At 61.6% G+C, this 24,698-nt stretch carries 26 protein-coding genes; 10 read left to right on the plus strand and 16 right to left on the minus strand.

Features of this window, described 5'->3' with window-relative positions:
* The 11 genes from flgJ to I6L33_RS18840 form a co-directional block, all read right to left on the minus strand.
* A complete protein-coding gene (flgJ, locus tag I6L33_RS18790; protein ID WP_216973105.1) occupies positions 1–1,092 on the minus strand; it encodes a flagellar assembly peptidoglycan hydrolase FlgJ in 1,092 nt (363 codons plus the stop codon).
* 47 nt (positions 1,093–1,139) lie between these two features.
* On the minus strand, positions 1,140–2,237 hold the full coding sequence (locus I6L33_RS18795; protein ID WP_010633466.1) for a flagellar basal body P-ring protein FlgI: 1,098 nt from the start codon (positions 2,235–2,237) through the stop codon (positions 1,140–1,142).
* 8 nt (positions 2,238–2,245) lie between these two features.
* On the minus strand, positions 2,246–2,917 hold the full coding sequence (flgH, locus tag I6L33_RS18800; RefSeq protein ID WP_005302761.1) for a flagellar basal body L-ring protein FlgH: 672 nt from the start codon (positions 2,915–2,917) through the stop codon (positions 2,246–2,248).
* A 14-nt stretch (positions 2,918–2,931) separates the two neighbouring features.
* Positions 2,932–3,720 carry a flagellar basal-body rod protein FlgG gene (gene flgG / locus I6L33_RS18805; protein ID WP_005302762.1) on the minus strand — a complete coding sequence of 263 codons (789 nt, stop codon included), beginning with the start codon at positions 3,718–3,720 and terminating at the stop codon, positions 2,932–2,934.
* Positions 3,721–3,734: 14 nt separating this feature from the next.
* A complete protein-coding gene (gene flgF / locus I6L33_RS18810) occupies positions 3,735–4,481 on the minus strand; it encodes a flagellar basal-body rod protein FlgF (RefSeq protein WP_005302763.1) in 747 nt (248 codons plus the stop codon).
* 151 nt (positions 4,482–4,632) lie between these two features.
* On the minus strand, positions 4,633–5,967 hold the full coding sequence (flgE, locus tag I6L33_RS18815) for a flagellar hook protein FlgE (RefSeq protein WP_005302764.1): 1,335 nt from the start codon (positions 5,965–5,967) through the stop codon (positions 4,633–4,635).
* Between the two features lie 10 nt (positions 5,968–5,977).
* On the minus strand, positions 5,978–6,706 hold the full coding sequence (locus I6L33_RS18820) for a flagellar hook assembly protein FlgD (RefSeq protein ID WP_005302765.1): 729 nt from the start codon (positions 6,704–6,706) through the stop codon (positions 5,978–5,980).
* A 15-nt stretch (positions 6,707–6,721) separates the two neighbouring features.
* Positions 6,722–7,141: a flagellar basal body rod protein FlgC gene (flgC, locus tag I6L33_RS18825; protein ID WP_005302766.1), complete on the minus strand. Its 420-nt coding sequence runs from the start codon at positions 7,139–7,141 to the stop codon at positions 6,722–6,724.
* Positions 7,141–7,539 carry a flagellar basal body rod protein FlgB gene (gene flgB, locus I6L33_RS18830; RefSeq protein WP_005302767.1) on the minus strand — a complete coding sequence of 133 codons (399 nt, stop codon included), beginning with the start codon at positions 7,537–7,539 and terminating at the stop codon, positions 7,141–7,143. The genes flgC and flgB overlap by 1 nt, the downstream gene beginning before the upstream one ends.
* A 63-nt stretch (positions 7,540–7,602) precedes the next feature.
* Positions 7,603–8,427 carry a protein-glutamate O-methyltransferase CheR gene (locus I6L33_RS18835; protein ID WP_026458868.1) on the minus strand — a complete coding sequence of 275 codons (825 nt, stop codon included), beginning with the start codon at positions 8,425–8,427 and terminating at the stop codon, positions 7,603–7,605.
* A gap of 18 nt (positions 8,428–8,445) precedes the next feature.
* Positions 8,446–9,357 carry a chemotaxis protein CheV gene (locus tag I6L33_RS18840; RefSeq protein WP_005302769.1) on the minus strand — a complete coding sequence of 304 codons (912 nt, stop codon included), beginning with the start codon at positions 9,355–9,357 and terminating at the stop codon, positions 8,446–8,448.
* Between the two features lie 222 nt (positions 9,358–9,579).
* Here I6L33_RS18840 and flgA point away from each other — a divergent pair, with 222 nt between their 5' ends.
* The 3 genes from flgA (at position 9,580) to I6L33_RS18855 (ending at position 11,007) form a co-directional block, all read left to right on the plus strand.
* Entirely contained in the window at positions 9,580–10,185 is a 606-nt protein-coding gene (gene flgA, locus I6L33_RS18845) for a flagellar basal body P-ring formation chaperone FlgA (protein ID WP_043169702.1), read from the plus strand.
* A gap of 88 nt (positions 10,186–10,273) precedes the next feature.
* Complete coding sequence (gene flgM, locus I6L33_RS18850; RefSeq protein WP_005302771.1) at positions 10,274–10,594, plus strand: flagellar biosynthesis anti-sigma factor FlgM; 321 nt, start codon at positions 10,274–10,276, stop codon at positions 10,592–10,594.
* On the plus strand, positions 10,591–11,007 hold the full coding sequence (locus I6L33_RS18855; RefSeq protein WP_017778566.1) for a flagella synthesis protein FlgN: 417 nt from the start codon (positions 10,591–10,593) through the stop codon (positions 11,005–11,007). The genes flgM and I6L33_RS18855 overlap by 4 nt, the downstream gene beginning before the upstream one ends.
* Before the next feature lie 66 nt (positions 11,008–11,073).
* On the opposite strand, the gene yfcE is transcribed toward I6L33_RS18855, so the two are convergent.
* Entirely contained in the window at positions 11,074–11,616 is a 543-nt protein-coding gene (gene yfcE / locus I6L33_RS18860) for a phosphodiesterase (protein WP_017778567.1), read from the minus strand.
* A gap of 10 nt (positions 11,617–11,626) precedes the next feature.
* Positions 11,627–13,264 (minus strand): peptide ABC transporter substrate-binding protein, encoded by a 1,638-nt coding sequence (locus I6L33_RS18865; RefSeq protein WP_123246953.1) that lies wholly within the window; start codon positions 13,262–13,264, stop codon positions 11,627–11,629.
* Between the two features lie 166 nt (positions 13,265–13,430).
* Here I6L33_RS18865 and I6L33_RS18870 point away from each other — a divergent pair, with 166 nt between their 5' ends.
* Positions 13,431–14,330 (plus strand): DMT family transporter, encoded by a 900-nt coding sequence (locus I6L33_RS18870; protein ID WP_216973106.1) that lies wholly within the window; start codon positions 13,431–13,433, stop codon positions 14,328–14,330.
* A gap of 10 nt (positions 14,331–14,340) precedes the next feature.
* Here I6L33_RS18870 and rsuA read toward each other — a convergent pair whose 3' ends face one another.
* Positions 14,341–15,033 carry a 16S rRNA pseudouridine(516) synthase RsuA gene (gene rsuA / locus I6L33_RS18875; RefSeq protein WP_216973107.1) on the minus strand — a complete coding sequence of 231 codons (693 nt, stop codon included), beginning with the start codon at positions 15,031–15,033 and terminating at the stop codon, positions 14,341–14,343.
* A 173-nt stretch (positions 15,034–15,206) separates the two neighbouring features.
* On the opposite strand from rsuA, the gene I6L33_RS18880 reads away from it, so the two are divergent.
* The gene (locus I6L33_RS18880; RefSeq protein WP_017765631.1) at positions 15,207–16,403 is read left to right on the plus strand and encodes an HD-GYP domain-containing protein; all 1,197 of its coding nucleotides are present in this window, start codon (positions 15,207–15,209) and stop codon (positions 16,401–16,403) included.
* Here I6L33_RS18880 and I6L33_RS18885 read toward each other — a convergent pair.
* Together I6L33_RS18885 and fsa are read right to left on the minus strand one after the other, a co-directional pair.
* Positions 16,400–16,588 (minus strand): hypothetical protein, encoded by a 189-nt coding sequence (locus I6L33_RS18885; RefSeq protein ID WP_010633458.1) that lies wholly within the window; start codon positions 16,586–16,588, stop codon positions 16,400–16,402. The genes I6L33_RS18880 and I6L33_RS18885 overlap by 4 nt on opposite strands.
* 102 nt (positions 16,589–16,690) lie before the next feature.
* Positions 16,691–17,341, minus strand: coding sequence for a fructose-6-phosphate aldolase (gene fsa / locus I6L33_RS18890; protein ID WP_005302782.1), 651 nt, complete (start codon positions 17,339–17,341; stop codon positions 16,691–16,693).
* A 128-nt stretch (positions 17,342–17,469) separates the two neighbouring features.
* On the opposite strand from fsa, the gene I6L33_RS18895 reads away from it, so the two are divergent.
* The 5 genes from I6L33_RS18895 (at position 17,470) to I6L33_RS18915 (ending at position 24,684) form a co-directional block, all read left to right on the plus strand.
* A complete protein-coding gene (locus I6L33_RS18895) occupies positions 17,470–18,366 on the plus strand; it encodes a glycyl-radical enzyme activating protein (protein ID WP_216973108.1) in 897 nt (298 codons plus the stop codon).
* A 52-nt stretch (positions 18,367–18,418) separates the two neighbouring features.
* A complete protein-coding gene (locus tag I6L33_RS18900; RefSeq protein WP_216973109.1) occupies positions 18,419–20,851 on the plus strand; it encodes a formate C-acetyltransferase/glycerol dehydratase family glycyl radical enzyme in 2,433 nt (810 codons plus the stop codon).
* A gap of 92 nt (positions 20,852–20,943) precedes the next feature.
* The gene (locus I6L33_RS18905) at positions 20,944–21,690 is read left to right on the plus strand and encodes a DNA-binding transcriptional regulator YciT (RefSeq protein ID WP_123246957.1); all 747 of its coding nucleotides are present in this window, start codon (positions 20,944–20,946) and stop codon (positions 21,688–21,690) included.
* Between the two features lie 128 nt (positions 21,691–21,818).
* On the plus strand, positions 21,819–22,712 hold the full coding sequence (locus I6L33_RS18910) for an EamA family transporter (protein ID WP_005302790.1): 894 nt from the start codon (positions 21,819–21,821) through the stop codon (positions 22,710–22,712).
* A gap of 121 nt (positions 22,713–22,833) precedes the next feature.
* Positions 22,834–24,684 (plus strand): extracellular solute-binding protein, encoded by a 1,851-nt coding sequence (locus I6L33_RS18915; RefSeq protein WP_216973110.1) that lies wholly within the window; start codon positions 22,834–22,836, stop codon positions 24,682–24,684.
* The last annotated feature ends 14 nt before the right edge of the window (positions 24,685–24,698 follow it).

Consider the following 24,698-nt stretch of genomic DNA (forward strand, 5'->3'; position numbering starts at 1 on the left):
TTACAGCTCCATTTCTGTCGTGTTGGTCGCGGAGTAGCCGGCAATGGCATCACTGCGCAATACCTGTTTCAGTTTCCTGGCATAATACGGGTCGGTGGCGTATCCGGCCTGTTGCAAGGCTTCGAAATAGCGATCCGGACTGTCCACCTTGGCCAGTGCCCCCTTGTAGCGGGAGCCCGATGTCAGGAAATCGACATAGTCGTTGAAGCTCTCTTCGAACGACTCGTAAGAGCGAAACGCGGCCTTCTGGCGCGATGCCACTCCTTTTTCGTATTCCAGGGTGCTGACCACCGTCTTGGGCCCTTCCCAGCGCGGGTCGGCCTTGATGCCGAACAGGTTGTGGGTCACCTGCCCCTCCCCGTTCTTGATCACCCGTTTGCCCCAGCCGCTTTCCAGTGCGGCCTGCGCCACTAGCACCGCCGGGCTCAACCCCAGCTTGGCGGCCGCCTTCTTGGCCAGCGGCATCAGTCGATCGACAAACTCTTCAGGGGAGTCGAACACCTGCGCGGTATCATCCAGCGCCTTGTGACTGCGCATGCCGTGTGCCTCTGCCGCCGGCCCCATGGGCGGTACGGTTCGGCGGGTACGATGCAGTACTGTCTGAGGCTGAGTATCCCCTTGCATCTCTTTCTCAGCAAAATCTTTGCCAACTTTTGAGGCGGAGATGAGATCGTTGGCGGCGGAGGTGGGCGGCTGATAGGGTTTGTAGACCCGCTCGGTACGCTGGGGCATCTTGAGCACCCGCCCGTCGTGATGGGTGAAGGTCTCCGGCGAGAGCTGCTTGGCCACCATGGCGGCCAGACCGATCCCCCCCTTGCTCGACATGTCGGCGACCCGCTGCTCGTCCAGCATCCCCTCGTAGAACTGGGTGTAGCTGCTGTTGAAAGGGCTGTCCTGGGTCAGCACCTGGTTGGCCTGGCGCATGCTCTGGAACAGGGTCTGGGTAAAAATGGACTCGAACTGGCGGGAGGCGGCCATCAGCGCATCCGCTTTCCCCTCCTTGCTCTGGCTCAACTGGCGCAGGCGATCCAGGTTCTGGATGTCCTGTACCATGCCCAGATTCACGCCGCCGTTGTTATCTAACTCTGCCATTTTGCTTACCTCATTGCCGCCCGTGGCAACCCCTTGCCGCTTGTTGATTACAGTATGACCAGCTGGCCTTCGATGGCGCCAGCCTGCTGCAGCGCCTCCAGGATCGCCATCAGGTCACCGGGTGCCACCCCGACCTGGTTCACCGCCCGCACCAGATCATCCAGGGTGGCCCCGGTATCCAGCTTGAACATGCGCCCCTGCTCCTGCTGCACATTGATGGTGGAGTTGTTGGTCACCGCCGTCTGGCCACCCGAGAGTGGATTAGGCTGGGACACCTGCTGATTCTCGGCGATGGTGACCGTCAAGCCGCCGTGGCTGATGGCCGCCGGCTTGAGCCGCACCTGGCTGCCGATGACGATGGTGCCGGTACGGGAGTTGACGATGATCTTGGCCGCCTCGGTGGCCGGATCCACCTCCAGGTTCTCGATGGTGGCGAGATAGGAGACCCGCTGGCCCGGATCCCGCGGCGCATAGACCTTGACCGAGGTGGCATCGAGCGCCTGCGCGGTATTGGGGCCGACCAGATCGTTGACCACGTCGGCCAGCCGGCGCGCCGTGGTAAAGTCGGGACGATTCAGGTTGAAGGTGATGGTATCCCCCTGGCTGAAGGAGTTCGGAACCTCCCGCTCCACGGTGGCCCCGTTGGCGATGCGACCCACGGTAGGCGTATTGACCACCACCTTGGAGCCGTCAGCCCCCTCGGCCCCCAGCCCGCCAACTACCAGGCTGCCCTGCGCTACGGCATAGACCCGGCCATCCAGCCCTTTCAGGAAGCTTTGCAGCAGGGTGCCGCCACGCAGGCTCTTGGCCTCACCGATGGCCGATACGGTCACATCTATGGTCTGCCCCGGTTTGGAAAAAGGGGGCAGATCGGCATGGATGGCCACCGGCGCCACGTCCTTGATCTTCGGCTTGATGTTGTCCGGCACCTTGATGCCGAAGTTGTTCAGCATGGTGCGAAACGTCTGCTCGGTGAAGGCGTTGCTCTTCTCACCCGTACCGGGCAGACCCACCACCAGGCCGTAGCCGATCAGCTGGTTGCTGCGCACCCCTTCCACCGAGCTGATGTCCTTGATCCGGGAGGCATGAGCCATCCCCAGGGGCAACAGGCAGCAAAACAGGGCAACAAGACGGAGCGACTTCATAACACCTCCTAGAGCGGCCACCAGGGACCATTGAAAAAGCTGGTGAGCCACCCCTGTTCCTGGCTGTTGGCCAGATCGCCGGTACCACCGTAATGGATGCGGGCATTGGCCACCTTCTGGGAGGAGACGCTGTTGTCCGTGGTCACGTCCTCGGGGCGGATCATGCCGGTGATCCGGATATATTCATTGCCGTTGTTGAGCATGATCCACTTCTCGCCACGCACCAGCAGGTTGCCGTTGGGCAGTACCTTGGCCACGCTGACGGAGATGTTGCCCTGCAGACTGTTGCTCTGATCCGCCTTGGCCTGCCCCTTGAAAGCCCCATTCTGGCCAAGGGAGGCAGACAGATCATAGGGGCCGGCCGTTACCGGCACGCCACCCAGCATCGCCGTGTTCATCGTCAGCTTGTTGTCCTTGCCGCTCTGGGTATTGGCCTTCTTGGAGGCAGAGGTGGACTCGGCCAGCTCGATGGTGATGATGTCACCCACCTTGTGAGCCTTGATGTCTGAGTAGATGCCGTTGACCTGATCGGGCTGGAAAATCGCCCCGGTCGGTCTGACCGAGACCGGCTCCGACTCCCCGTAGACGGGGGCAAACTCGGGATCATCGGGCTTGGGGGTATTCGGGGTGCTGCTGCAGCCCCCCAATACCATCAGTCCCAGCATCCATATGGCTTTCATGGTGCGCCTCCTACTTATGTGCGCTGGATCAGGAAGGACATCATGCCGTCCACCGCCGAGAGAACCTTGGAGTTCATCTCGTACACCCGCTGGGCCTGGATCAGGTTGACCAACTCTTCGGTCACGTTGACGTTGGAGGTCTCCAGCATGCCCTGCTTGATCACCCCAAGCCCGTCCGTGCCGGCCACCCCCTGAATGGGGGCACCACTGGACTGGGTCTCGACAAACATGTTCTCCCCCATCGGCTGCAAGCCGGAGGCATTGACGAAGTCGCTGGTATTGATCTGGCCGATGACCTGGGAAGCGCCATCCCCCTTGAGCTGCACCGAGACCTGACCATCTTCCCCTATGGTGACGCTCTGGGCGTTCTCGGGGATCTGGATCTCCGGCTGCAGCGGATAACCGTTGCCCGGCGTGACTATGGTCCCTTCATCGTTGAGGGTGAACTGGCCGTTGCGGGTATAGGCGGCGCTGCCGTCCGGCAGCTGGATTTCGAAATAGCCGCGGCCACTTATCATCAGATCCAGCGAGTTGTCGGTGGTCTGCACGTTACCCTGGCTGTGATTCTTCTGAGTGGCCACCACCTTGGCACCCGCCCCCAGCATCAGGCCGGAGGGGAGCTCGGTGTCGGCCGACGAGCGACCGCCCGGCTGATTGATGTTTTGATAGAGCAGATCCTCGAAGATGGCCCGGGATTTTTTGTAACCCACGGTGCTGGCGTTCGCCAGGTTGTTCGAGGTAACCGAGATATTGGTCTGCTGTGCATCCAACCCGGTCTTGCTGATCCAGAGTGCAGGGTTCATGTAAAACTCCTTGGTTAGCTGATACGCAGCAGCTGGGTTTGGGCCTCGTCATTCTCTTCCGCGGTCTTCATGATTTTGACCTGGGTTTCGAACTGACGTTGCAAGCGAATAAGGTTGGTCATTTCATCGACCACGTTGACGTTGCTCCCCTCGAGGGAGCCGGCGATGAGGCCCACATTGGCCGACGCCGCTTCATTCTGGCCATCCTTGCGACGGAACAGGCCATCCTGCCCCTTCTCCACCGCATCGGCTGCCGGGTTGACCAGCTTGATGCGCTGATACTCCTCCGGCAGGTTGGGGGCGGCCCCCTCCGGACGGCCGCTGATGGTGCCGTCCCGGTTGATTTCGATCTTCTCCATCGGCAGCGGCAGCACGATGGGCTGGCCGCCGTCGTCCACCACGTTCAAGCCGGTGGAGGTCTGCAGATTGCCGGTGGCACTGAGCTGCAGGTTGCCCATGCGGGTATAGGCTTCACCGCCCTTGGGATCCTGCACCGCAATCCAGCCCGGGCCGTCGACGGCAACGTCAAGATCCCGACCCGTGGTCATCAGCATGCCGTGCTGCAGGTTCTGTCCCGGCCGCTCCGCCATGGCGAACACCCGGGTGGGCAGCCCTTCGCCAAACGCCTGCATGCTGCGCGCCTGCTCGAAGTCAGACTTGAAGCCGGTGGTGTTGGCGTTGGCCAGGTTGTTGCTTCGCACAGCCAGGCTGTTCATGCTCTCCTTGGCCCCGGACATGGCGATGTATAGCAGGTGATCCATGGGATCCTCCGTCAAACTGATGACTCTGACAGAGGAACTGCAATTTGAATGCCAATCCCCATCAAGCTTGTCAGTTACCGCCGCAATCCCCCCCAACAACAGCCAATAAAAAGGGGCGCCGAAGCGCCCCTTGTCGTGCATGCAACCAGACTTAACGGATCTGCAGTATGGTCTGCTGCAGGGAGCTGTTCACTTCCAGCGAACGGGAGTTGGCCTGGAAGTTGCGCTGCGCCGTGATGAGGTTGACCAGCTGGGAGGTCAAATCCACGTTGGATTGCTCCAGCGCAGAGGACTTGATGCTGCCCAGGGTGCCCGAGTTGGGGGTGCCGGGCAACGCATCGCCAGAGAGCAGAGACTGGCGCCAGGAGGTATCGCCAACCTGGGTCAATCCTTGCGAGTTGGCGAACTTGGCAAGTGCCACCATGGCAACCTTCAACGTGGTCGCATTGCTGTAGGTCGCCGACACAATACCGTCCGGAGTAATCTCCACCTTAGTCAGATTACCAACGGTGGCGCCATCCTGGGTCAGCTTGGTGACGTTGAAAGGCGAGCTGTATTGCGTCACGTCGCCGAGACGGATCTCCAGTGTCTGGGTGGGGTCGGCACCGTTGGTGATAATCCCGGCCGCAGTACCAAGCGTGACGGTTTTGATCGGATCTGCCGGGACGGTCAGCGCTGTATCCAGTTTGCCGCCGGAGGTAAACGTCATCTGGACGCCGGTGGGGACGCCTGCGGCCGGGCTGGGTGAACCACCAGCGATGTCGATGGGCTTGTCCCCCTCATACATGTACATGCTCCAGGTACCCGGTGTCAGCGGCGTTCCCGGGGCAGCCGGATCCTCGTGGCGGACAAAATACTTGGTGATCACATGGGGGGCCCCCAGCGAATCATAAATCGTCACGGAAGTTGAGTGGGCAAAGGTGGCGGAGTTGGTGTGATCAAACGCAGCCGGTGACGTCGGTTTGGTTTTCGACTCGATACTCAGGTTGAAACTGGCTTCCACCAGCTCGGTCATTTTGGGCTCGCCCGCCCGATCCGGAATTTGAATCGGCTTGGTGGCGTTGATGCTGACCGCCTTGGGTGTCCCATCCGTGTTGATCTCATAACCTTGCAGATAGTTGCCCTGATTGTTGACCATATAGCTGTTTTCATTCAGCTTGAAGGCCCCAGCCCGGGTAAAGGTACGATCCAGGTTGGTCAGACCGTCCGACGTCACGAAGAAGCCGTTGCCCTGGATGGACAGGTCAAGGGCGTTGTTGGTGAATTGCAGCGCTCCCTGATGGAACTGCTGCGCCACCGCCCCCGTTGCCACACCGTTGCCGACCTGGGTCTTGGCATTGACGAAGATGGAGTTGGCGTAGACGTCCGCAAACTCGGCACGAGACTCTTTAAAGCCCGTGGTATTGACGTTGGCAATGTTGTTGGCGGTAACGTTCAGATCTTTTTGTGCCGCGTTGACACCGCTCAAGGCATTGTTAAATGACATATCCAGCTCCTTAGATCGATGCTGTTGGCGTGGTGGTTGATGGTGTTTTCACCGTACCTGCAATCTGCAAGATACTGTTCAAGCTTGTTGTACCGAGGCCTTTCAAATTGAGCTGGGTCGGATTGCTTGCCGAACCCAGGATCACGCTGTCGACCTTGCCATAGGCAAAGATCGGCACACTCTCCGACTTCCCGTCCACGGTACCGTTTGCCTTGAGGGTGTATTTGCCCTCTTTGGCCGGGTTTCCGTTCTTGTCCTTGCCATCCCATACAATTTCGACGTTGCCCTTCTGGTCACCTTCCAGGGGAAACTCCTTGATGACCTGTCCGCTCTCGTCTTCGATGGTGATCTTGACGTTCGAATACTTGTTTTCTGTGCCCACTGCGACCACACCCGGCAAAGAACCATCTTTTTCCAGGTAGCCGACGTTGCTCTGCAGCAAGACGTTTTGCCCCACCAGTGCCGATGCCTGCAGCGCCTGGCTGGAGGTCATCAAGGTATTGAGGCTGCCAATCTGGTTCGATAGGCTGCTGATCCCCTGGGACGTCGACATGGACGTCATCTGGGAAAGCATCTGGGCGTTGTCCACCGGTTTGAACGGATCCTGATAGGAGAGCTGCATGGTCAGCAGCTTCAGGAACGACTCCTGATCCAGCTCCTTCTTCGGAGTGGTGGTCGTGCCCGTGGTCTGGGTGGAGGTATAGCCAATACCGTTCACACCACTGGTTGTATCTGCCATTTATGCGTCCCCCTGTCAGGACTTGCCGAGGTTGAGCGTCTGCTGCAGCATCTTCTTGGCAGAATCGGCCACCTGCACGTTGGTTTGATAGCTGCGCGAGGCGTTGATCATGTCCGCCATCTCTTCCACCATGTTGACGTTTGGCTTGAAGATGAAGCCATCCTTGTCTGCCATGGGGTGGTTAGGATTGTACTCCTTGAGCAGAGGGGCATCGCTCTCGACAATGCCCTTCACTTCAACCCCGGCCGACGCCTGTTTGTCCGACATGGCCTGATCCAGCTGGGCGGCAAAGATTGGCCGCCTGGCATGGTAAGTTTTTTCCACGCTGGAACTCACGCTGTCGGCGTTGGCCATGTTGCTGGCTACCGTGTTGAGTCGAACAGACTGTGCACTCATGGCCGAGCCTGCAATGTCAAAGACCTTGAACAAACTCATCACTGTTCTCCTTTCAAGGCCTTCAGCAGGCCACTGATCTTGCTGTTCATAAATTCAAGGGAGGTCTGGTATTCAAGGCTGTTGCGCAAGAACTCGCTGCGCTCCTGCTGCACGTCCACCGTGTTGCCATCACCGGTATCCGGCTGCAGGGGATTGCGGTACTGCGTCACGCCGGGCGCATCCATCTGCAGGGCAAAGTGCTTCTCGCTGGTCGTGGCAAGGCCGAAGCCCTGATGTTGCTGGGCCTCTTCCAATGCTTGCGAGAAGTTGATGTCTCTGGCCTTGAAGCCAGGGGTATCCGCGTTGGCAATGTTGCTGGACAACACCTCGGCACGCTTGGAGCGAACGCTCAGCGTGTATTGATGGATACCAAATGCCTTGTCGAATGAAATTGCCATAGCACACCTCCTGCTTGAGAAATTATTAGCAAGAGGTGTGCCAAAGAGGGATTTAAGCGGGGATCATTTAACCTTGTAGACGATGCCGGGGTTGCAGCGGATCATCTCGAACCTGTCGGTCAAACCGGCCAGCGACTCGGAAGCCCCCAACATCAGGTAGCCGCCGGGATTGAGGCTGGCTGCAAACTGGTTGAGGATCTTGGACTTCACTTCCGGGGCAAAGTAGATGAGTACGTTGCGACAGAAGATGATGTCAAACTTGCCAAGCAGGCTGTAGCTCTCCAGCAGGTTCAAGGGCCGGAAGGTGGTCAATTTTCTGACACGCTCCACCACCCGCATCTTGTTCTCACCATGGGGTTCGAAGAACAGCTTCTTGCGCTCTGGCGACAGACCACGGGCCAGTGCCAGGCTGTCGTATACCCCCTCCTTGCACTGATTGAGCATGGTGGTCGAGATGTCCGTCCCCACGATCTGGACGCCGCCTGGCAAGGTGCCGGGTTTCTTCATCTGCTGTTCCAACGCCGTCATGGCGATGGAATAGGGCTCCTGTCCGGAGGAAGAGGCCGCAGACCAGATCTTGATGGGCCGACCGCTCTTGCCCAGTTCGGGAAAGATCTTGTCGGTCAGCAGCTGGAAGGGATAGGTATCGCGGAACCAAAGGGTCTCGTTGGTGGTCATGGCATCAACCACTGCCATTTTCAGGTCACGCTCACGCACACTCATCGCTCGAGTAACCAGATCAGACAGACTCTCAATACCAAACTGAGTCATCAAGGGTGAAAGCCGACTCTTGACCAGATACTGTTTGTTGTCACCCAGCACGATTCCGCTCTGTACCGCCAGAAAATTGCTGAATTGTTTGTATAAGTCGTCCGAAAGTGTCTTCATGCAGTTTGTTCTTCTTGATTAGAGTGCGCCTTGTACGGCCTTGGCCAATTCATCCGGCTGGAATTTGGCAATGAAATTGTTCGCACCAACTTTCTGCACCATGGCCTGATTGAACACCCCACTGAGGGATGTGTGCAGAATAACATGTAAGTCCTTGAGATTGGGATTGTTGCGGATCTCTGCCGTGAAAGTATATCCATCCATCTCCGGCATCTCGATGTCCGAAATCACCAGGGCGATCTGATCCTTGATGGGACCGTTTTTGGACATCTCCAGCAACATGTTGAGCGCTTCGCGTCCATCCTTGGCCAGCACGCACTGTACCCCGATGGCTTCGAGGGCGCGCTGCACCTGCTTGCGGGCCACGGAAGAGTCATCGGCCACCAGCACCGGACGTCCCAGGGTCGGGTGTTCTACGCTGGCCTCCACCAGCTCCTGACTCACTTCGGTCGACACCGGCGAAATCTCGTTGAGGATGCGCTCCACGTCCAGGATCTCGACCAGCTCCCCATCCACCTCGGTGACGGCCGTCATGTAGTTGATGCGCCCCGCCCCTTTCGGTGGTGGCAGGATGGATTCCCAGTTCATGTTGATGATGCGCTCGACCGAGTGCACCAGAAAGCCCTGAATGGAGCGGTTGTATTCAGAGATGATGATGAAACACTTGGTCAGATCCTCGATAGGACGCTTGCCCATCGCCATGCTCAGATCGATGACGGAGATCGTCTGGCCACGAATGTGGGCCACCCCGCGAATGCAGGAGTTTAGCTTGGGCATGACGGTCAAGGGAGGACACTGCAACACTTCACGTACCTTGAATACGTTGATGCCAAATCTTTGACGTCCGTTGAGACGAAACAACAACAATTCCAGCCGGTTTTGCCCCACCAGCTGGGTACGTTGGTTGACCGAGTCCAGGATACTGGCCATAAACACTCCCTAAAAACGCTTGGCATTAATCATGCATGCGTGTTGGCTTGCGTCAGACTGTCGATGTCACTACGAACGAATTCTGAAGCAAGCATAGTTAAATATGGTGATATACGTGAACAACTTATCGGCCTGCGAGCGAAAATGATTAGTAGACTTTTCCTCACCTTACTGCTGTTTTGCGGCATTTCTCACGCCACGGCATCCGAGGTGACCAGTTACTTGCAAGAAAAGGCGCAGGAATTTGTGCTCGGCCAGCTCGATGTCCCCCTCGACGCCCAGGCACAGGTGCAGGCCGCTTCCATCGATGAACGTCTGCCCCTGAGCCGCTGCGAAGAGCATCTGTCCATCACCCTGCCCGCCAAGATGGAGATCCGCCGCAATACCACCGTCTACCTCAAATGTGAGGAGGAGAAACCCTGGGATCTCTACCTGCCGGTGCGGATCAGCATACAGAAGCCGTATGTGACCGTCTCCACGCCGGTGGCCAAGGGCGACATCCTCAGCGAGAGCGTGCTGACACAGGCCTACCAGGATCAGACCCTGATCCGCGGCGACTATCTCAGCGATACTACAGCCTTCATCGGCGTTCGCAGCAAACGGGAACTCAAGCCGGGCCAGCCCATCCGGCTCAGCCAGGTCTGCGTCGTCTGCAAGGGTGACCAGGTGACCCTCAGCGCAGAAAATAGCAGCATGCAAATCAAAACCATGGCCCGAGCCTTGCAAGATGGCAGCTTCGGAGACATGATCAGGCTCGTCAATATCCGGTCAGGCAAAACGGTGCAGGGAAAAGTCAACGCAGTTGGCTCCGTGGTGGTCACCTTCTGAGTATTTTCGGATCACTTTTTTCTAAAGTTATGACGGCAGCCACCGATAAACAGGTAAGCGAACAGCAAAGCAGGCGAAGGTAAACACTATGGCTATTAACAATATCAACAACTTGGCGAACAATCGGTTGCAAAATACCGGTAGCAGCCAGGGTGCCAGCACCAAACCAGCGACCTCGTCCTCCGACAACCGTGCGGCGGCCGTCAAGACCGACTCCGTCTCTCTGACCAGCGAGGCGCAGCAATTGCAACAGATGCAGAAGAACCTCAACTCAGCCTCCACCGGCAATGAAAGCCGGGTCGAGAGCCTGAAGAAAGCCGTGGCCAATGGTGAATATCGGGTCGACAGCGAAGCTGTGGCCAAGAAGATGTTCAGTTTTGAATCCAACCTCGACAAGTTGCTGGGATGATGGATTTACCTTCGCTGCTGCACACCCAAGACGACTACCTCTCCCAGATGCAGGGCTTGCTGGAGGAGGAGTTCAACCTGCTCAAGCAGCACCAGGCGCTGGCGCTGCCCGAGCTGGCTGAGCGTAAACAGAAGCTGCTTGCCGATATTGAAGAGCTGGACAAGGCCATGGCGCTGCTGCCCGACCTGAAACAGCAACTGAACGCCCACCCCGAGCAGATGCGCACCCTGCGTGAGAAACTCGATGCCTGCCAGGAACAGAACGATCTGAACGGGCGCCTGCTCGAGCTCAGCATCGTCTCCAACCGCCGGCTGGCCAGCTACCTGAGCAAGCTGCGGGATCGCAACTCCCTGACCTATGACGCCAAGGGCAATACCCGCTCCGGTACCCGCTCCATCGGCATCAAGGCCTGAGCTACCCGTTACACCCCGTTACGACTGCTGGCTGCACCGCAGCACAACCATCCCCCCTTCTCTTTTTTACAGCGCCAGCCGCAACAGCACTTCGCTGTCCGCACAGGCGTGGATCCCGAGTACCCCATCCTCGTAGCGGCCATAACTTGCCGCCAGGTTACCGCGTGGAAAACAGATGGATCCCGGGTTCATCAGCACCAGCTCCCCTTCACGCTGCAACACGGGCAAATGGGTGTGGCCGCTAATGAACAGGCTGCCGGCAGGCAGCGGCACCTCTGCAGGCCGATAGAGATGGCCGTGACTGACGAACCAGCGCCGGCCATCCACCAGCAGCTGGTTGTAAGGGGCGGTGATGGGGAAATCCAGCAGCATCTGATCCACTTCCGAATCACAGTTGCCACGCACCGCCATGATGCGGGAGGCCAGCCCGTTGAGCCGCTCGGCCACGGCCGCAGGAGCATAGCCAGGCGGTACCGGGTTGCGCGGGCCGTGATTGAGCAGATCTCCGAGCAGCAGATAGTGATCCGGCTGCCAGGGGGCGAGCTGGTCGAGTACCTGCTCCAGCGCACTCAGGCTGCCGTGCAGGTCGGAAAGAATGGCAATCTTCATGGCAAGCTCCTTACTGCTGACTGAAGTAGAGATCCTTGGTGGCGATCGCCCCCTTCAGGTTCTGCACCGGCAGGCCGCGCAGGGTGGGATCCACCAGTCGCATCTGGTTGTAGTGATAGACGGGAATGACCGGCATCTCGTCCATCAGCAACTGCTCGGCCTGGTGGTAGATCCCGCTCCTGGCATTGCCATCCAGGGTATCGGCCGCCTGTTGCAGCAGGCCGTCGAAGGCCGGGTTGCAGTAACCGCTCTCGTTCTGGGGATCCTGGCAGCGGAAGCTGTTGAGCATGGCTGAGGGCTCCACGTAATCCCCGAACAGGAAGGAGCGGGCCAGCATGAAATCGCCGCTGTCTTTGGCCACCTGATAGGCGTTCCACTCCATGTTGTTGAGCGTCACTTCGACCCCCAGCGGCTTCCACATGGCTGCGACGGCCAGCGCCAGCTTCTTGTGATTCTCAGAAGTGTTGTAGGTGAGCGTCAGCTTGAGAGGATGCTGGCTGTCATAGCCGGCCTGGGCCAGCAGCGCCGCCGCCCTGGCCAGCCGGCTCGGCTGGTCCTGCAGGGCCAGTGGGGAGCTCAGCGCCTCATAGCCCGGCATGCCGGGCAGCAGCGACCAGGCGGGTTGCTCGCCCTGCCCGCTGACCTTTTCGGTCAACAGGTGACGATCGATGGTCATGGCCAGAGCCTGACGCACCCGCACGTCCTGCAGTTCAGGGCGGCGCAGGTTGAAGGTGTAGAGGTAGGTGCCCAGCAGCGGCAGACCCCAGATCCGCTCGGGGGTCGCCTCCCTGGTCTTCTGGTAATACTCCAGCGCCACCTTGTTGGTGAGCTGGATCTCCCCCGCCTCGTAGCGCAGCCGTTCGGCATGCTGGGAGGCGAGCGGCAGATAGGTCACCCGCTGGATCCGGGTGTGGGCATCATCCCAGTACTGCACGTTGCGTTCCGCCTCGATGCGCTCGTTCGGTACCCAGTTCACCAGCTTGTAGGCGCCGTTACTGACCAGCTTGCCGGGCTGGGTCCACTGCTTGCCGAACTGGCTGATGGCCTTCTCGTTGACCGGCACGAAGGGGCGCTGGCTTATCAGTTGCAGGAAGTAGGGGACTGGCCGCTCCAGCGTCACTTTCAGGATCTGCTCGCTCTCGGCTTCCACCCCCAGGGTGTTGAGATCGAGCGCGCCAGCGTAGATGGACTGGGCATTGTTGATGCCGGTTGCCAGCAGCAGGCCGGCAGAGGGGGAAGCCTGGGCGGGGTCCAGCAGACGGCGCCAGGCATAGACGAAATCGGCGGCGGTGAGCGGCTCACCGTTGGACCACTTGAGCTGCGGGCGCAGGAAGAAACGCCAGACCAGTCCGTCTGCACTGGTCTCCCAGCGCTGGGCCTGGGCCGGCACGATCCGCCCCTGGCCATCTTCGCTCACCAACCCTTCAAACAGGTCCACCAGCACCACTTCACCGGGGAAGCCGGAGCGGATCTGGGCCGGGTCGAGGGATTCGGGCTCGGCGCCATTGCCCTTGACCAGGGTCTGGCGATCCGACAACGCGGGATCCTGGGATACCGTGGTCGCCTGCAGCGGCGGGGTCAGCAGCAGCCCCAGCAGCAAGGGGGAGAGCCAGCGTGGTGCCGGCCGGCGTACTAAGCGGTAAACCATGACATAAACCTCGTTCAATGCACTTATTTCAGGAAAGGGGGAAGGCCGGCGGCGCGCCTGGATACGAATGCATGATGCCGCGCTTGTTATCCCCGAAGACGCCCCGTATTGTATCGGGCTTGCCCAAGAGATGGAGTCTCTCGGGCTATTTTTTTCAGGAGTTTTTATGGGGTATGAGTGGCTGGCGCTGGCAGCGGCCAGTTTATGGGCAGTGGCGGCCCTGATTTCCGTCAAACCGGCTCGCCATCTGGGGCCATTTGCCTACAGCCGCTGGCGGATGTGCCTGGTCAGCCTGATGCTCGGCAGCATGAGTCTCTTGACCGGCGGCTGGCATACCCTCTCGGGCAGCGCCCTCCCCCTGCTGGCCATCTCGGGCCTCATCGGCATCTTCATCGGCGATACCGCCCTCTACGCCTGCATGAACCGGCTGGGACCCCGTCGCAGCGGTCTGCTGTTTTCTTGCCATGCGCTGTTTTCCGCGCTGCTCGGGCTCTGGCTGTTCAACGAGCAGTTGACCGGTTCCCGGCTGGCCGGCGCCATGCTGGTGTTTGTCGGCGTCATGCTGGCGATCCTGTTTGGTCGGCGCAGCAGCGGCAGCGAATGGGAGAAAATACGGGGTAGCCTGGTGGCCGGGGTTGCGCTGGGGCTGACTGCCGCCCTCTGCCAGAGCCTGGGCGCCATCATCGCCAAGCCGGTGATGATGGGCGGCGACGTCGATGCGGTGAGCGCCTCCGGTGTCAGGATGGGCAGCGCCCTGCTGGCTCACTGCGCCCTGCGCATGACCGGGCTGCCACTGAGCAAGCCGCTGCATCCCATCAACCGTCGCATCTTCGGCATGATCGCCCTCAACGGATTCCTCGCCATGGCGCTCGGCATGACGCTGATCCTGGTGGCCCTGAAACAGGGGGATGTGGGCATGGTGGCCATCCTCTCCTCCACCACCCCCGTCATCTTGCTGCCACTGCTGTGGTGGCACTCGGGTGAGCGGCCGTCCGCCGCCGCCTGGGCCGGCACCCTGCTGGCCACCCTGGGGACCGTGCTGGTGCTGGGTGCCAGCGGCCACTGACTCCTGGCGATCAGAAGCGGGCGATTTCGTCGGCGGTCAGCTCGCGATATTCGCCCGGCGCCAGATCGTCGTCCAGCACCAGATCACCCACCCGCTCCCGGTGCAGCCCCACCACCTTGTTGCCGATGGCGGCAAACATCCGCTTCACCTGATGGTACTTGCCCTCGTGGATGGTGAGGCGCGCCTCGCACTCCCCCAGGATCTCCAGCTGGGCCGGCCGGGTCTTCTCGGTTTCGCTGCGCAGCAGCACCCCTTCGGCAAACAGCACAATGGCATCCGGGCTCACCGGATCGGCCAGCCAGACGTGGTAGGTCTTGGCGCACTCGTGACGGGGAGAGGTGATGCGATGGGACCACTGGCCGTCATCAGTCACCAGCACCAGACCTGTGGTGTCGAGATCGAGCCGCCCCACCACGTGCAGCTTGCCCATGGCCGGCTCGTCCATCAGGAAGAAGACGGTGGGGTGATCCGGATCCTCGTTGGAGCAGACATACCCTTCCGGCTTGTGCAGCATGAAGTAGCGGTTGCGCTGATCCAGAGTCAGGGTGACGCCGTCGAACTCGATCTGGCTCTGCTCGTTGATGTGGAAGGCGGGCTGCTTGACCACGATGCCGTCCACCATCACCTCTCCCTGCCGGATCAGTTTGCCCGCCAGCGAGCGGGTCAAGTCGGAACAATCGCAAAGAAATTTATCGAGCCGCATGCACAACCTCAGAGTCCATCAAGAAAGGGGCGTCATTATATCGGCCGGGGCCGACAACTCCAGCACTAAGCGTCAAGGCCGGCCAGCATGTCGCCATGACGAACCCCGGCGCCGGTGTTAGACTGCCAACAGAGGGCCTAACGTCACGCATAATAATAATGTCAGGAAGCCGTATGAAGTCGCACACTCCTCATCCCGTTATCCCCGTCAACCAGCTGCAACCCGGCATGTACGTGATCGCCATTACCAGCCAGACCGGCGGCATGGAGATTGCCCAGATGGGGCTGGTGACCACCCGCCAGCAGATCAACGATCTGGTCAGGCGCGGCGTACTCACGGTGCGGGTCGATCTCGCCCGCAGCAAGCTGCCCGGCATCGAGCAGGTCATCTCCCCCCAGCCCGCCGTCTCTGCGACCAGCTCACAACGTCCCTCCGGCAGTGGCAACGGCGAGGGGCGCGAGCTCAAGATCCGCCGGCTTTATCAGGAGGCTCGCGAGCTGCAGGGCAAGTTCATCCGCCACCTCAAGGCGGGGGAGCCCATCGACATCACGCCGCTGGCGGCAGTGGCCGAGGAGATGGTGGACACCATGTTCACCCACGGCGACGCCATGCTCTGTCTGGCCCGCATTCGCGCCAAGGATGCTTACCTGATGGAGCACTCCATGAACGTCGCCATCCTGCTGGCGAACTTCGGCCGCTATCTGGACCTGGATCGCAGCGTGCTCAAGGAGCTGACCCTGGGCGGCCTGCTGCACGACGTGGGCAAGATCATGACCCCGGACGAGGTGCTGAACAAACCGGGCAAGCTCACCGACGAGGAGTTTGCCGTCATGCGCCAGCACGTGGTGCACAGCTACGAGATCCTGAGCAACACCCCCGGCATCACCGCCACCATGCTGGAGGTGGCCGCCAACCATCACGAACGGCTCGACGGCACCGGTTACCCGCAGCGGCTCAAGGGCGAGCAGCTCTCGCTCTATACCCGCATGAGCGGCATCGTCGATGTCTATGACGCCGTCACCGCGGATCGTGTCTACAAGCAGGGGATGCAGCCGACCCAGGCCTTTCGCATTCTGCTCAAGGGGATCAACCACCACTTCGATGCCGAACTGGTCACCAAGTTCATCAAGTGCATGGGGGTCTATCCGGTAGGTACCCTGGTGCAGCTCTCCAACCAGCGGCTGGCCATCGTCATGCAGCGCAATCCCCATGAACCGCTCAAACCGGTGGTGAAGGTGATCTATCACGGGACCCAGCGCCACTACCTCGAGGTGCAGTGGCTGGATCTTGCCAAGAACGGGGTGCAGGAGACCATCGAGAGTACGGTCGATCCCAAGGAGTTCGGCATCAACCTCGCCAACTTCGTCTAGTTGGCGCCCCCTTCCCGCGACCGCTCGACGCAGTGCTGGATGAGGAACTCCTCATCCAGCGGCGACAGATCGAAGCGGATGCAGGCCTCTTCGATGGCACGGATGTCGTGTTGATGGTGCTCGCTGAGCCAGCGCACGGCGCGGCGCAGATCTTCACCGTGGGGCAGCAGGGTATGATCGCTCATGGGGCACCTCCGATCAGCCATCGATACTGGCCCGTCACAGCGGGCCCTCTCTTCTAGCTTAGCCCGCCTGCCGCCCCTTCATCATCCGGCCTTCAAACAGGCTCAGGCAAACGCCCGCTGCCAATCCTGATCAAACTTCGCCAGCGCCGCGTCCACCGCCGGCACCCGCAGCAGCTGTTCGGCCACGTCGAGCGGCAATGTGATGGACTGGCAACCCGCCAGCAGGCAGTCGAGGGCCTGGCGCGGGGTGCGGAAGGAGGCTGCCAGCACCTTGCTGTGCGGCGCGTGCAGCGCCAGCAGCTGTTGCAGCTCCTGCACGGTGGCGATGCCATCGCCCCCCTGGGCATCCAGCCGGTTGACGTAGGGCGCTACGTATTCGGCCCCCGCCACCGCCGCCAGCCAGCCCTGCAGCGGGGTATAGACCGCCGTGCCCAGGGTCGGCACCCCGTTGGCCGTCAGGGTCTTGATGGCCGCCAGCCCCTCTTCACATACCGGGATCTTGATCACCAGGTCCCGGTCCAGCTCACGCAGGGCAAATGCCTCGCGCACCATCTCGGTCTCGGTTTTGGCCATCACCTGGGCAAACAGCCGCGCCTTGGGCCCCAGCGCCTCCCGCAGGGCAGGCAGCAGCTCGGCCAGCGGCATGCCACCGGCAGCGGTAATGGACGGGTTGGTGGTGACGCCGGCCAGCGGCAGGATCCGTGACCAGCGGCGCACCGCAGCCACATCGGCAGTATCGAGATAAAGCTCCATCTCTGACTCCTTAAGGGGATGTGCAATCTGTCGCCATTCTAGCGACATAACATCCGCAATTTAGTTGATCAAAATCAAATCAACCTTCGAACGAAAGAAAATAGAATGCAAAAACAAAAGGAGGCGGTATGATTTTCGACCTGCAACGCTATTCAACCCACGATGGCCCCGGCATTCGCACTCTGGTGTTTCTCAAGGGGTGCTCGCTGGCCTGTCGCTGGTGTCAAAACCCGGAAAGCCGCTCTCCCAAGCCGGACATACTACTCGACCGGCGCCAATGCATCGAGGGATGCCGGCTCTGCAGCGACGCCTGCCCGGCAATCTTGCGTGACAGCCAGGGTGTCCAGCTCACCCGCACATCCCTCGGCAATCAGGATGTGGAACGGCTGCGCGGCCTCTGCCCCAGCGAAGCGCTGCAGGTGTGCGGCCGGGAGGAGAGTCTGGACACCCTGATGGCCACCATCCTGCGGGATCGCCCCTTCTTCGAGCGCAGTGGCGGCGGGGTCACCCTCTCCGGCGGCGAGCCCTTCATGCAGCCAGAATTTGCTGCCAGCCTGCTGGCCCGCTGCAAGGTCGAGGGGCTGCATACCGCGGTGGAAAGTTGCCTGCACGTGCCCTGGCACCAGATTGAACCCAGCCTCCCCCACCTCGACCTGCTGCTGGCGGATCTCAAACATGTGGATGAGGAGCGCTTCTTCGACTGGACCCGCGGCAAGGTCGCCCTGCCGCTGGCCAATCTCAAGCGGCTGGCCGAGCGCGGCGTGGCCATGCAGATCCGGGTGCCGCTCATCCCCGGCTTCAATGCCGACCGCGCCTCCATCGAGGCCATCACCCGTGCCGCCGCCAGCCTCGGCACGGTACAGGAGATCCACTTTCTCCCCTACCACACCCTGGGCGCGGGCAAATACGCCCTGCTCGACCAACCCTATCAGGCCCCCCTCCAGCCACTCGATGACCCGGCACTGCTCGCCTTTGCCCATGAGTGTGCCCGTGCGCAGGGGCTGACCCCGCTCACCCGGGGCTAGCAACACCCCATGGCATCAGCCACTCACTGCCCTATGACCAGAGGATAAGACCATGACCCAGCTCGACCTCACCACCCTGCCCCCGCGGATCCGTGCCCACAAGGAGAGCCTGATCCACATCGTCCAGCCACCGGTCTGCACCGAGCGGGCCCGTCACTATACAGAGGCCTATCAGACCCACCTGGCCAGGCCGCTGCCGGTGCGCCGCGCCCTGGCGATGGCCCACCACCTCAAGGAGCGCATCATCTGGATCAAGCACGACGAGCTCATCGTCGGCAACCAGGCGAGCCAGGTGCGGGCGGCGCCGCTCTTTCCCGAATACACGGTGGGCTGGATCGAGAAGGAGATAGACGAGCTGGCGGACAGACCTGGCGCCGGCTTTGCGGTGAGCGAGGCGGACAAGCTGGCCATCCACGCCCTCACCCCCTTCTGGCGCGGCCAGACGGTGCAGGATCGCTGCTACGGCCTCTTTACCGACGAGCAGAAGGGGCTGCTGGAGAGCGGCATCATCAAGGCCGAGGGCAACATGACTTCGGGGGATGCGCACCTCGCGGTCAACTATGAGCAGCTGCTTGCTCTCGGTCTCGACGGCCTCAAGGCCAGGGTGGCCGAGCGGCGCGGCCGGCTCGATCTGGCAGACTGGGCTGATCTGCAGCGCGAGCAGTTCCTGCAGGCCGTCGCCATCACCTTCGATGCCGTCAGCCAGCACATCGAGCGTTACGCCGCGCTGGCCCACGAACTGGCGCAGCAGGAGCCGCGCCCCGAGCGCCGCGGCGAACTTGAGACCATCGCCCTCAACTGCGCCCGTATCGCCCACCAGCCACCCGAGACCTTCTGGCAGGCGCTGCAGCTCTGCTACTTCATCCAGCTCATCCTGCAGATCGAGTCCAACGGCCACTCGGTGTCGTTTGGCCGGATGGACCAGTACCTCTACCCCTGGTATCGCCGCGAGGTGGAATTGTCGGAATCCCTGCCGCGCACACGTGCCATCGAACTGCTGCAAGGGTGCTGGCTCAAGCTGCTGGAGGTGAACAAGATCCGCTCCGGCACCCACTCCAAGGCCTCCGCCGGCAGCCCGCTCTATCAAAACGTCACCATCGGCGGCCAGAACTGGCGCAATGGCAAGGCCCACGACGCGGTCAACGGCCTCTCCTACGCGATTCTGGAGTCCTGCGGCCAGCTGCGCTCCACCCAGCCCAACCTCTCGGTGCGCTACCACGCCGGCATGAGCGAGGATTTCCTCGACGCCTGCATCCAGGTGATCCGCTGCGGCTTCGGCATGCCCGCCTTCAACAACGACGAGGTGGTGATCCCCGAGTTCATCAAACTCGGGGTGAGCGAGGAGGATGCCCACCACTACGCCGCCATCGGCTGCATCGAGACCGCGGTGCCCGGCAAGTGGGGCTATCGCTGCACCGGCATGAGCTTCATCAACTTCGCCCGCATCCTGCTGGCGGCGCTCGATGGCGGCCACGATGCCACCACCGGCAAGGTCTTCCTGCCCCAGCCCCAGTCACTGCGGGACGGCACCTTCAGCCACTTCGAAGAGGTGATGGCCCGCTGGGACGAGCAGGTGCGCTACTTCACCCGCAAGTCCATCGAGATCGACTGCGTGGTCGACAGCGTGCTGGAAGCTCAGGCCCACGACATCCTCTGCAGCGCCCTGGTGGATGACTGCATCGAGCGCGGCAAAACCATCAAGCAGGGGGGCGCCGTCTATGACTGGGTCTCCGGCCTGCAGGTGGGGATCGCCAACCTGGGCAACAGCCTGGCAGCGTTGAAGAAACTGGTGTTCGAGCAGGGGGTGGTGGATCAGCGTGAGTTGGCCGAGGCGCTCGAGCAGGATTTTGCCGGATTGCAGGGCGAGCAGCTGCGCCAGCGCCTCACCAATGCAGCCCCCAAATATGGCAACGATCTGGACGAGGTAGACCTGCTGCTGGTGCAGGCCTACCAGAGCTACATCGACGAGCTCAAGGGGCTGCACAACACCCGCTTCGGTCGTGGCCCCATCGGCGGCACCTACTATGCGGGCACCTCCTCCATCTCGGCCAACGTGCCGTTCGGTGCGGCCACCATGGCCACCCCGGATGGCCGCCACGCCCACACCCCGCTGGCGGAAGGGGCCAGCCCAGCGTCGGGCTCGGATCGCCTCGGCCCCACGGCGGTGTTCAACTCCCTCGGCAAGCTGCCCACCCCGGCCATCCTCGGCGGCGTGCTGCTCAACCAGAAGCTGAGCCCGGCCAGCCTAGAGAGCGAGCGGGACAAGGCCAAGCTGATGAGCCTGCTGCGCACCTTCTTCGAGGTGCACAAGGGGTGGCACGTGCAGTACAACATCGTCTCGCGCGAGACGCTGCTGGCGGCCAAGGCCCATCCCGACCAGTATCGGGATCTGGTGGTGCGGGTGGCGGGTTATTCGGCCTTCTTCACCGCCTTATCCCCCGATGCGCAAGATGATATCATCGCCCGCACCGAGCACTGTCTCTGACAGGCTCCACCAGGGGCAACTGTGCCCCATTATGACCGGCAAGCCACCCGTGCGGTGGCTTGCCGCTATCCACTGCCAGCCAGCGAGGTCCCATGAACCCACGCCACCAACTGATCCTCACCCTGGTCCATCAGGCCCGCAAGATGAGCGTGAGCGAGCTCTCCCAACGTACCGGGGTCTCGGAGGTGACGGTGCGCAACGACCTGACCGCGCTGGAAAAACAGGGGCTGCTCAAGCGGGTGCACGGCTCGGCCATGGCGCTGGAGAGTGACGACCCCGACGCCCGGATGAACATCAACTACCTGCTCAAGGAGCGCCTTGCCGAGCGCGCCGCCCAGCTGGTGGAGGATGGCGAGACGGTCTTTATCGAGGGGGGCAGCGCCAACGCCCTGCTGGCCCGTCATCTGGCCCTGCACAAGCGGGTCACCATCATCACCATCAGCAGCTACATCGCCCATCTGCTGCGCGACACCCAGGCCCAGGTGGTACTGCTCGGCGGCCTGTTCCAGCATCAGAGCGAGAGCGTGGTGGGGCCGCTGACCCGGCTGTGCATCGAGCAGGTGCACTTCTCCAAGGCCTTCATCGGGGTGGACGGCTTTCATCCCGAGGTGGGCTTCACCGGCCGCGACATGATGCGGGCCGACGTGGTCAACAGCGTACTGGCCAAGGGGGTGACCAATGTGGTCATCACCGACAGCAGCAAGTTCGGCGCCATCCACCCAAGTCCACTCGGCACGCCGGGCCAGATCGGCGTGCTGGTCACCGACGACGCCCTGCCCGCCCCCATGCGGGCCACCCTGGCCGCGCGCGGCATCACAGTGCACTGCGTCGCCGCCTGAATCGCACCTTGCCCCCCGTTGCCGGGTTGATCCCCCGACTGGCGGCTTGACGGCGCCCACCCAGACGAGGGTATGCTCGTCCTCTTTTGGCCACTGCCTGGCAAGGGCCACTTTTTCAAGGACGTCACATGCACACCAAGGACAAGTTTCTGGCCGCTCTGGTCATCCTCTGCTGGGGGCTCAACTTCGTCGCCATCAAGTGGGGGCTGGAGGGGATCCCGCCACTGCTGCTGGGGGCGCTGCGCTTCGTCGGGGTGGTCTTTCCCGCCATCCTGCTGGTCCCCAGACCCGCCATGCCCTGGCGCTGGCTGCTGGCCTACGGCGGTGCCATCAGCCTGGGGCAGTTCTCCTTTCTGTTCTGCGCCATGAAGTTCGGCATGCCGGCGGGCATGGCCTCGCTGGTACTGCAATCCCAGGTGGTGTTCACCCTGCTGTTCGCCATGATCTGGCTGGGGGAGCGCTGGCAACCCCACCACTGGGTGGCCCTGCCGCTGGCGGGGGCCGGGCTCTACCTCATTGCCACCCATGGCGAGGGCAATCTCACCCTGCTCGGCTTCGTGCTGACCCTCTGCGCCGCCGCCTGCTGGGGCCTTGGCAATGTCATCAATCGCCAGATCGGCCTGCGTTACAAGACGTCTCTGCCAAGCCTGGTCGCCTGGGGCGGGCTGGTGCCCATCCTCCCCTTCTTCGCCCTCTCCTGGCTGTTCGAGGGGCCTGAGCTGATGGCCAGCAGCCTGCTCAACATCAGCTGGCAGGGGATCCTGTGCGTGCTCTATCTCTCCTTTGTCGCCACCTGGCTCGGCTACGGCCTGTGGGGACGGCTGCTGATGCGCTACCCGGTGGCGCAGGTGGCCCCCCTCTCCCTGCTGGTGCCCTGCGTCGGCATGGTGGCGGCGGCCCTGTTGCTGGACGAGCACCCCACCCCCTTGCAGTGGCTGGGTTCGGCCCTGGTGCTGCTGGGGTTCGTGGTGCATCTGCTGGGCGGGCGGCTGCGCTGGTTCAAATCGCAGACCGCAGCCTGACGCTTATTTACCCGTCGCCATTGACCGGGGCGGAGAAACTTTTCATGATGATCCAGCCCCCAACGGGGCTCGCGTCATCAACACATGGCCTGCAGGACGCAGCCATCAGGAGAGCAAGGACATGCCATCGACAGTCACCGCCGGCCCCCGGATCATCCCGCGCCTTCTGCGCACCAGTGCCATCACCCTGACCCTCTGCCTGAGCCACTACGGCTGGAGCGCCACCCTGCCGGCTGACCTCAAGTGGGAGAGCAACAACGCGGATCCGGTGTTCGCGGATCCGGCCGCCAAGCGGGGCGGCACCTTTCGCGGCTTCATGACCAGTTTTCCGCTGACCCTGCGGGTGTACGGTCCGGACTCCAACGGCGGCTTCGCCGGCTATGTGCGGGAGACCAACCTGCCGCTCTTGAGTACCCACCCCGTCACCGGCAATCCCATGCCCATGCTGGCCAACGAATGGGCCTTCGGAGCCGACCACAAGACCCTCTATCTGCGCATCAATCCCAAGGCGCGCTGGTCGGATGGCCAACCGGTCACCGCCGATGACTGGCTGTTCACCCTCAAGCTGCTGCGCAGCAAGGAGATCAACGACCCCTGGTACAACAACTACTACAGCACCCAGATAAGCGACGTCACCAAGTTTGACGACCACACCCTGGCCATCTCCAGCGGCAGTGCCAAGAGTCGCCAGGATCTGCTGGAATCCCTCCCCTTCACCCCGGCCCCCAGCCACGCCATCAAGATCACCGCCGACTGGGTCAAGGAGTACAACTGGAAGGTGCTGCCGGTGACCGGCCCCTACCAGCTTGGCGAGGTGAAGAAGGGCAAGTCGGTCACCTTCGAGCGGGTCAAGGATTGGTGGGGCAATGACGAGCGTTACTTCCAGCACCGTTTCAACCCGGACCGGATAGAGCTCAAGGTGCTCAGGGATCAGAACATCGCCTGGCAGCACTTCCTGCGCGGCGAGCTGGATACCTTCCCGCTGGTCATGCCCAACTGGTGGCACGACAAGACCAGGACGCCTGAGTTCGAGCAGGGTTATATCGAGCGACACTGGTTCTACAACCAGACCCCCCAGTCCCCCATGGGGCTCTATCTCAACACCGCCAACCCGCTGCTGCGCGACCTCAATGTGCGGCTCGGCATCCAGCATGCCCTCAACCTCGACAAGATGCTCACCACCCTGCTGCGGGGGGACTATCAACGCCTCAACAGCTACGGCTCAGGCCAGGGGGAGTTCACCAACACGGCGCTCAAGGCCCGCCAGTTTGACCCCGAGCTGGCGCGCCAGTACTTCGCCAGGGCCGGTTTCACCAAGCCCGGCCCCGACGGTACCCTGCAAAACGACAAGGGCCAGCCGCTGACTCTGAGCATCACCTACACCACGGCGGAGCACGCCCAGCGCCTCACCCTGCTGCGCGAAGAGGCCAAGAAGGCGGGGCTCAACATCGAGCTCAACCTGATGGATGCCTCGGCCGGCTTCAAGTCGATGCTGGAGAAGAAACACCAGAGCGCCTGGATGGGCTGGAGCACCAGCCGCTATCCCGCCTACTGGGAATATTTCCACAAGGTCAACGCCAACAAGCCGCAGACCAACAACATCATGAACATAAATGACGACGCCATCACAGCCCTGGTGGAGCAGTACGACAAGGAGTTCGACTTCGCCAAAAAGGCGGCGCTGTCGCGCCAGATCCAGCAGCGACTCTATGAACTGGCCAGCTTCGTGCCCGCCTATCAGGTGCCCTACACCCGGGAAGGGGCCTGGCGCTGGATAAAACTGCCCAAGTTGCCGGCGACGCCCAAGAGCGAACTGCTCTACTGGCCGCTGGACGGCAGCAACAGTGGCTACAGTTACGGCGGTTTGTTCTGGATTGATGAAGAGACCAAGGCGCAGACCCGGGCCGCCATCAAGGCAGGCCAGCCCTTCCCGCCCGTCACCCTGGTTGACACCACCTATCAGCAAAAATAGGGCAACCCGCTTCT

This window comes from Aeromonas sp. FDAARGOS 1403, from assembly GCF_019047325.1.
Classification (GTDB): domain Bacteria; phylum Pseudomonadota; class Gammaproteobacteria; order Enterobacterales; family Aeromonadaceae; genus Aeromonas; species Aeromonas dhakensis.